The organism is Streptomyces sp. LUP30, assembly GCF_001746365.1.
Classification (GTDB): domain Bacteria; phylum Actinomycetota; class Actinomycetes; order Streptomycetales; family Streptomycetaceae; genus Streptomyces.
Window position 1 is genome coordinate 157175 of record NZ_MJAJ01000011.1, and the last position, 7842, is coordinate 165016.

The window sequence follows — 7842 nt, forward strand, 5'->3', positions numbered from 1 at the left end:
ACCCTGACCGAAATATCGAACACGAAGGACGGCATGTGACCACCGACGCTTCCACCCCGGCAGCCCGCCGACCCGGTGAGCAGGCGCTCACCACCCTCGGCCTGGGCGCGCCCGCCCTCGACCCCGACGACGCCTCTCCCCATGAGTTCCCGGGCGGCGGCCGCTGGCGCACCGAGGTCCCTTCGTGCGAGGGTCCCGAAGCGCTGGCGGTCATCCTGAAGGAAGCCTCGCGCCTCGACGTGCCGATCCACCGGATCAGCCAGGGCAGCGGCGTGTGGATGCTGACCGACGCCGAGATCACCGAGATGGTCGAGGCCACGGGTGAGCGCGACATCGAGCTCTGCCTGTTCACCGGCCCGCGCGGCACCTGGGACATCGGCGGCTCGACCCGTACCGACTCCAAGGGCGGCGGACTGCGTGCCCGCGGCCACGACGCCGTCGCCGGGTGCGTCGAAGACGCGGTGCGGGCAACGGAGTTGGGCGTCAAGTGCCTGCTCGTCGCCGACGAGGGGGTCCTGTGGACGCTGCACCGCGCCCGTGCGGCGGGCATCATCCCGGCCGACACGACGCTGAAGGTGTCGGCGCTCATCGGTCCCGTCAACCCGGCGGCGTACGCGGTCTACGAGCGTCTCGGCGCGGACTCGGTCAACGTGCCCAGCGACCTGACGCTCGATCACCTCACGGAGATCCGGCGGGTGTCGGGCGCTCCCATGGACATGTACATCGAGGCCCCCGACGACCTCGGCGGCTACATCCGCATGTACGAGGTCGCCGAGCTGATCCGGCGCGGTGCGCCGCTCTATCTGAAGTTCGGCCTGTCCAAGGCCCCGGGAATCTACCCGTACGGCCACCACATGCGCGATCTGGCGCTCTCCACCGCCCGCGAGCGGGTGCGCCGCGGACGGCTCGCGCTCGACCTGCTCGCGCGCCACGGAGCCGATGGCGACATGGCCCCGCTCGGCTCGCGACTGCCCGGCGAACTGCACAGGTTCGACATGACGTCATAACGTTCCGGAAACCTCGCTTCACAGAAGCCGACACAGGCGCGCAGAATCCCACACATCGCTTCTCGGTCTTTCCGGCGCTCACTCCGGAGGCGTCCTTCTCAGCGCGAGACCGATCACTGCACACACATCAAGGATGATGATCATGCGTAACCGCAGAGCTGCCCTCGCCGCCATAGCCGGAGCCGCGTCCCTCGCCCTGACCCTGACCGCCTGCGGGCAGTCCGGCGAAGGCGGCAGCAAGGAGGACAAGGGTGACGCCAAGGGCGGGACCATCGGCATCGCGATGCCGACCAAGTCCTCCGAGCGCTGGATCACCGACGGCGCCAACGTCGAGAAGGACCTGAAGGCCAAGGGCTACAAGACCAAGCTGGTCTTCGGCGAGGACGACCCCGAGCAGCAGGTCTCGCAGATCGAGAACCTGATCACCCAGGGTGTGAAGGCGCTGATCATCGCGGCCATCGACAACAAGTCGCTGAACAGCGTGCTCCAGCAGGCCGCCGACGCCAAGATCCCGGTCATCTCCTACGACCGCCTGATCCTCGGCACGAAGAACGTCGACTACTACGCGTCCTTCGACAACGAGAAGGTCGGCAAGCTCCAGGCCGGCTACCTCGCCGACAAGCTGGGTCTGGCGTCCGGGAAGGGCCCGTTCAACATCGAGCTGTTCGCCGGCTCCAACGACGACAACAACACCAAGTACTTCTTCAACGGTGCGATGAGCGTGCTCCAGCCGTACATCGACAGCAAGAAGCTCGTGGTCAAGTCCGGCCAGACCAAGATGAACCAGGTCACCACCCTGCGCTGGGACGGCGCCACCGCCCAGAAGCGCATGGAGGACATCCTCACCTCGTCGTACAAGAGCGGCCGGGTCGACGCGGTCCTCTCGCCCTACGACGGCATCTCCATCGGCATCATCGCCGCGCTGAAGTCCGACGGCTACGGCTCCGCCGCCAAGCCCCTGCCGGTCATCAGCGGCCAGGACGCCGAGCTGGCCTCCGTGAAGTCGATCATCGCAGGCCAGCAGTCCATGACCGTCTACAAGGACCTGCGCAAGCTCGCCAAGGTCGCCACGGACATGGTCGACGCGACCCTCAACGGCAAGAAGCCGGAGATCAACGACACCAAGTCGTACGACAACGGCACCAAGGTCGTTCCCGCCTACCTGCTCCAGCCGGTGAGCGTCGACAAGACGAACTACCAGAAGGAGCTCGTCGACGGCGGTTACTACACGGCGGACCAGCTCAAGTAAGCGTCGAACCTTACGGATTGGAAGGCACGACCATGGCGGGACCCGTCCTGGAAATGCGCTCGATCGTCAAGACCTTTCCCGGCGTCAAAGCGCTGTCGGACGTCACACTGACTGTCCGTCAGGGCGAGGTCCATGCCATCTGCGGTGAGAACGGCGCCGGGAAGTCCACCTTGATGAAGGTGCTCTCCGGCGTCCATCCCCACGGCAGCTACGAGGGCGACATCCTCTTCGAGGGAGAGGTCGTCCAGTTCAAGGACATCCGGGCGAGCGAGCAGCACGGCATCGTCATCATCCACCAGGAGCTGGCGCTGTCGCCGTACCTCTCCCTGGCGGAGAACATCTTCCTCGGCAACGAACACGCCAAGAGCGGGTTCATCGACTGGCGGGAGACCCTGCGGCACGCCACGGAGCTGCTGCGCCGGGTCGGTCTCGACGACCACCCGGAGACCCGCGTCGCCGACATCGGCGTGGGCAAGCAGCAGCTCGTGGAGATCGCGAAGGCGCTGTCGAAGAAGGTGAAACTGCTCATCCTGGATGAGCCGACGGCGGCCCTGAACGACGAGGACAGCGGCAAACTCCTGGATCTCATCCTGGAGTTGAAGAAGCAGGGCATCACCTCGATCATCATCTCCCACAAGCTCAACGAGATCCGCAAGGTCGCGGACTCGGTGACGATCATCCGCGACGGGCACTCGATCGAGACGCTCGACGTGAAGTCGGCGGAGACGACCGAGGACCGGATCATCAGCGGCATGGTCGGCCGCGACCTCGACCACCGTTTCCCCGAGCGCACCCCGCACGAGCCGGAGAAGGGCGCGGCTCCGGCCCTGGAGATCCGCGACTGGACCGTGCACCACCCGATCGACCAGCAGCGCAAGGTGGTCGACGACGTGTCGATCCAGGTGCGCCGCGGGGAGATCGTCGGCATCGCGGGCCTCATGGGCGCGGGCCGCACCGAGCTGGCCATGAGCGTCTTCGGGCGCAGCTACGGCCGGCACGCGGGCGGCACGGTCCTCAAGGACGGCAAGGAGATCCGTACCAAGACGGTGGCCGAGGCCATCGGGCACGGGATCGCGTACGTCACCGAGGACCGCAAGCACTACGGCCTCAACCTCATCGACACGATCAACCGCAACATCTCGCTGACGGCCCTGGACAAGGTCGCCAAGCGGGGCGTGGTCGACGAGCACGAGGAGCGGCAGGTCTCCGAGGGCTACCGCAAGTCGATGAACATCAAGGCCCCGACCGTCTTCGAGCCGGTGGGCAAGCTGTCCGGCGGCAACCAGCAGAAGGTCGTCCTCAGCAAGTGGATCTTCGCGGGTCCCGACGTGCTGATCCTGGACGAGCCCACGCGCGGTATCGACGTCGGCGCCAAGTTCGAGATCTACACGGTCATCGACCAGTTGGCCGCCCAGGGCAAGGCGGTCGTCTTCATCTCCTCCGAGCTGCCCGAACTGCTCGGCATGTGCGACCGCATCTACACGATGGCCGCCGGACGGCTCACGGGCGAGTTCCCGCGGGCCGAGGCCACGCAGGAAGTGCTGATGCGTCAGATGACGAAGGACAAAGAGGTATCGCGATGAGCACGGACGTGACGGACAAGAGCCCGGCGGCCGCGCCGCCCGGCAAGAGCGGAGGCTCAGCCACCGGCGGCGGGCTGCTGCAGCTGATCCTCGACGGGCTGCGGCGCAACATGCGCCAGTACGGCATGCTGATCGCGCTCGGCCTGCTCGTCATCCTGTTCCAGGTGTGGACCGGCGGCGACCTGCTGCTCCCGCGCAACGTCTCCAACCTGGTGCTGCAGAACAGCTACATCCTGATCCTCGCGATCGGCATGATGCTGGTGATCATCGCGGGTCACATCGACCTGTCGGTCGGATCGGTGACGGCGTTCGTGGGCGCCTTCGCGGCCGTCCTCACGGTGCAGCACGACGTGGCGTGGCCCCTCGCGCTGGTGCTGTGTCTGGTCGTCGGCGCGGTGGCCGGCGCGGTGCAGGGCTTCCTGATCGCCTATCTCGGCATACCCTCCTTCATCGTCACCCTCGCGGGCATGCTGCTCTTCCGCGGTCTGACGGAGATCCTCCTGGCGGGCCAGACCCTCGGCCCGTTCCCCGACGGTCTGCAGAAGATGGGCAACGGCTTCCTGCCCGCGGTGGGACCGAACACCAACTACCACAACATCACACTGCTGCTGGGCTTCGCCCTGCTGGCCTTCGTGGTCCTCCAGGAGGTCCGCGACCGCAAGCGCCAGCAGGAGTTCTCGCTCGACGTGGTGCCGCTGAACCTCTTCCTGCTCAAGCTCGTCGCCATCGCCGCCGCGGTCCTCACGGTCACGATGCTGCTCGCCAGCTACAAGGGCGCGCCGATCATCCTGATCATCCTGGGCGTGCTGGTCGTGGGCTACGGCTACATCATGCGCAACGCCGTCTTCGGCCGGCACATCTACGCCATCGGCGGCAACCTGCCCGCGGCGAAGCTGTCCGGCGTGAAGGACAAGAAGGTCACCTTCTTCGTCTTCCTGAACATGGGCGTGCTCGCGGCCCTCGCGGGTCTGGTGGTCGCCGCCCGGCTGAACGCGGCCTCGCCCAAGGCCGGCCTCAGCTTCGAACTCGAGGCGATCGCCTCCTCGTTCATCGGCGGTGCGTCGATGAGCGGCGGCGTCGGCACCGTGCTCGGCGCGATCATCGGTGGTCTCGTCCTCGGTGTGCTGAACAACGGCATGAACCTGCTGAGCGTCGGCACCGACTGGCAGCAGGTCATCAAGGGTCTCGCCCTGCTGATCGCGGTCGGGTTCGACGTGTGGAACAAGCGCAAGTCCGGTTCCTGAACCGGTAGCGGGCCCCGCCGGAAGGCGGGGCCCGCTCTGTTCTCAGGACCGGGCTCCGTCCCCGGGGACGGAGGGGAGCGGGAAGTGGAAGGCGGGAATGCGGTGAAGACGTTCTTCGGCAGGCTGGCCGACGGCGCCGAGGTCTCCAGCTGGTCGCTGGAGAACGGCGGGACCCGGCTGAAGGTCCTCGACTACGGCGGGATCGTGCAGTCCCTGGAGATCCCCGACCGGCACGGCCGGTACGCGAACGTCTCCCTCGGGTTCGGCTCCGTCGAGGACTACGTCGCCGGCAGCCCGTACTTCGGGGCGCTGATCGGCCGGTTCGGCAACCGCATCGCCGAGGGCCGCTTCACCCTGGACGGCGAGAGCCACCAGCTGCCCCGCAACGACGGGGACCACAGTCTGCACGGCGGCGAAGAGGGCTTCGACCGGCGCCTCTGGCAGGTCGAGCCGTTCACCGAGGGCCCGGACGTCGGTCTGCGCCTGCGGCTGACCAGCCCCGACGGCGACATGGGCTACCCGGGCACGCTCCAGGTGCGGGTGACGTACACCCTCACCTCCGGCGGCGACTGGCGCATCGACTACGAGGCCACCACCGACCGGGCCACCGTGGTCAACCTGACCAGCCACGTCTACTGGAACCTGGCCGGGGAGGGCAGCGGCTCGGTGCACGACCACGAGCTGGAGATCGCCGCCTCCCGCTACCTGCCCGTGGACGCGGGGCTCATCCCCACCGGCGAGCCGGCCGACGTCGCCGGCACCCCCTTCGACTTCCGCACGGCCAAGCCGGTCGGCCGGGACCTGCGGGTCGCCCACGAGCAGCTGCTGCACAGCAAGGGCGTCGACCACAACTACGTCCTCGACAAGGGCCTCACCGCCCGGCCCGAGCCCGCCGCCGTCCTGCGCGACCCCGCCTCCGGCCGCACGCTGACGATCGCGACCACCGAGCCGGGGCTGCAGTTCTACTCGGGCAACTTCCTCGACGGCAGCCTCGTCGGACCTGGCGGTCATACCTACCGCCAGGGCGACGCGCTCTGCCTGGAGACCCAGCACTACCCGAACTCCCCCCGTCAGCCGGATTTCCCGAGCACCGTGCTGCGGCCGGGGGAGGTCTACCGGACGACGACGGTCCACTCGTTCGGCGCCTGACCCACCGCCCTCGCCGACGGGCCTCCTTCACGGTTAAACCACAATTTCCTACCGATTCCTCAGCGGTTGAACAGCGCCGCCGACACCTCCGTATGTAAGAGCGGCCCGCGCTCCCCCGCGCGGGCCACCCCATGACGACGGGCCCGGTCGCCCCGCCGGGTCCGCCCCATACGGAGGTTCCATGGCCGACAACGTCTCCTCGTTGTTCCGCAACAGCGCGGCGCACAGCCCGTCGATGGCGGCGCTGACACGCGAGGGCGGCGAGGGAGTCGGCCCGGTGGACTTCTGCATCCCGTGCAACCCGTACTTCCCCACCCCGGCCATGATCGAGACCATGGCCGCCCGGCTGCGGGACATCATCACGTACTACCCGAGCAGCGCCGACACGATCACGGCCGAACTGTGCAACCTGCTCCAACTCCCGCCGCAGGCCGTGGCGATGGGCAACGGGTCGACCGAGCTGATCACCTGGATCGACCATCTGCTGGTCCGTGAGTCGCTCGCCGTGCCCGTCCCCACCTTCGGCCGCTGGACCGACCAGCCGATGGAGACCGGCAAGCGGGTCGACATGTTCCCGCTCCAGGAGTCCAGCGGCTTCGCCCTGGACCTCGCGCAGTACGCCGAGTTCATCCGGACCCGGGGCACCCGGGCCGCCGTCATCTGCAACCCGAACAACCCCGACGGCGGATTCCTGCCCAAGCGCGCCCTCGTGCAGTTCATGGACGCGATGGCCGACCTGGACCTGATCGTCATCGACGAGTCGTTCCTGGAGTTCGCGGACGCCGAACAGGAACCCAGCGTCGTGCAGGAGGCGATGATCCGGCCGAACGTCATCGTGCTGCGCAGCCTGGGCAAGAACTTCGGCCTGCACGGCATCCGTTTCGGCTACATGGTCGCCAACCCGTCGCTGGCCGGCCGGATCCGCTCGATGCTGCCGAAGTGGAACCTCAACGCCTTCGCCGAGTACGTGGTGTTCATGCTCAAGGAGCACGGACCCGAGTACGCGCAGAGCCTGTTGCAGGTGCGCCGGGACCGGCTCGACATGGCGAGCCAGCTTTCCGCGCTGCCGGGCCTGACCGTCTACCCCTCCCAGGGCAACTTCCTCTTCGTGCGCCTTCCCGTGGGCGCCGAGGGCACCGTGGTCCGCGACCGGATGCTCGCCGAGCACCGCATCCTGGTGCGCGAGTGCGGCAACAAGATCGGTTCGTCGAGCCGCTTCCTGAGACTCGTGGTGCGCCCCCAGGTCGACGTGCGTCGCCTGGTGTCCGGCCTGGAGCAGGTGCTCTACGGGACCAGGAGGGGAGCCGCCGTGCCCGAGCTGAGCGTCGGGACGAGCTACAGCTCGGGCACGGCGGCGGTGGACCGGCTGGTCACCAACGGGGCGGGTATGCCGGGCCTGGCCGCTCAGGCCATGGGGGCCGGAGGGCCCGGGCTGGTCGCGGCCGCCCCGGCGGCCCCGGCCGCCGTCGCCGCGGCGATGCCGGCCGCGATGCCGCAGCCCGCGCCGTCCGAGGGCGCCGGGATACCGATGCCGGCCGCGGCACAGGTCTTCCCCCAGTCCGTGCCCGCCCCCGCCCCCCCCCCCCCCCCCCCCCCCCCCCCCCCCCCCC

6 protein-coding genes are annotated in these 7842 nt (G+C 68.3%); all 6 read left to right on the plus strand.

Annotated elements, in window-relative coordinates; genetic code table 11:
- Positions 1-35 precede the first annotated feature (35 nt).
- Positions 36-1007: a hypothetical protein gene (locus BG482_RS12625; protein WP_069769066.1), complete on the plus strand. Its 972-nt coding sequence runs from the start codon at positions 36-38 to the stop codon at positions 1005-1007.
- 142 nt (positions 1008-1149) lie between these two features.
- Positions 1150-2256: a multiple monosaccharide ABC transporter substrate-binding protein gene (chvE, locus tag BG482_RS12630; RefSeq protein WP_069769087.1), complete on the plus strand. Its 1107-nt coding sequence runs from the start codon at positions 1150-1152 to the stop codon at positions 2254-2256.
- A gap of 32 nt (positions 2257-2288) precedes the next feature.
- The gene (gene mmsA, locus BG482_RS12635; RefSeq protein ID WP_069769067.1) at positions 2289-3839 is read left to right on the plus strand and encodes a multiple monosaccharide ABC transporter ATP-binding protein; all 1551 of its coding nucleotides are present in this window, start codon (positions 2289-2291) and stop codon (positions 3837-3839) included.
- The gene (mmsB, locus tag BG482_RS12640) at positions 3836-5083 is read left to right on the plus strand and encodes a multiple monosaccharide ABC transporter permease (protein WP_069769068.1); all 1248 of its coding nucleotides are present in this window, start codon (positions 3836-3838) and stop codon (positions 5081-5083) included. The genes mmsA and mmsB overlap by 4 nt, the downstream gene beginning before the upstream one ends.
- Before the next feature lie 102 nt (positions 5084-5185).
- On the plus strand, positions 5186-6232 hold the full coding sequence (locus BG482_RS12645) for an aldose epimerase family protein (RefSeq protein WP_069769069.1): 1047 nt from the start codon (positions 5186-5188) through the stop codon (positions 6230-6232).
- A 181-nt stretch (positions 6233-6413) separates the two neighbouring features.
- Positions 6414-7842, plus strand: a 1429-nt coding sequence (locus BG482_RS12650; protein ID WP_069769070.1) for a histidinol-phosphate transaminase, incomplete at its 3' end; no start/stop codon positions are given.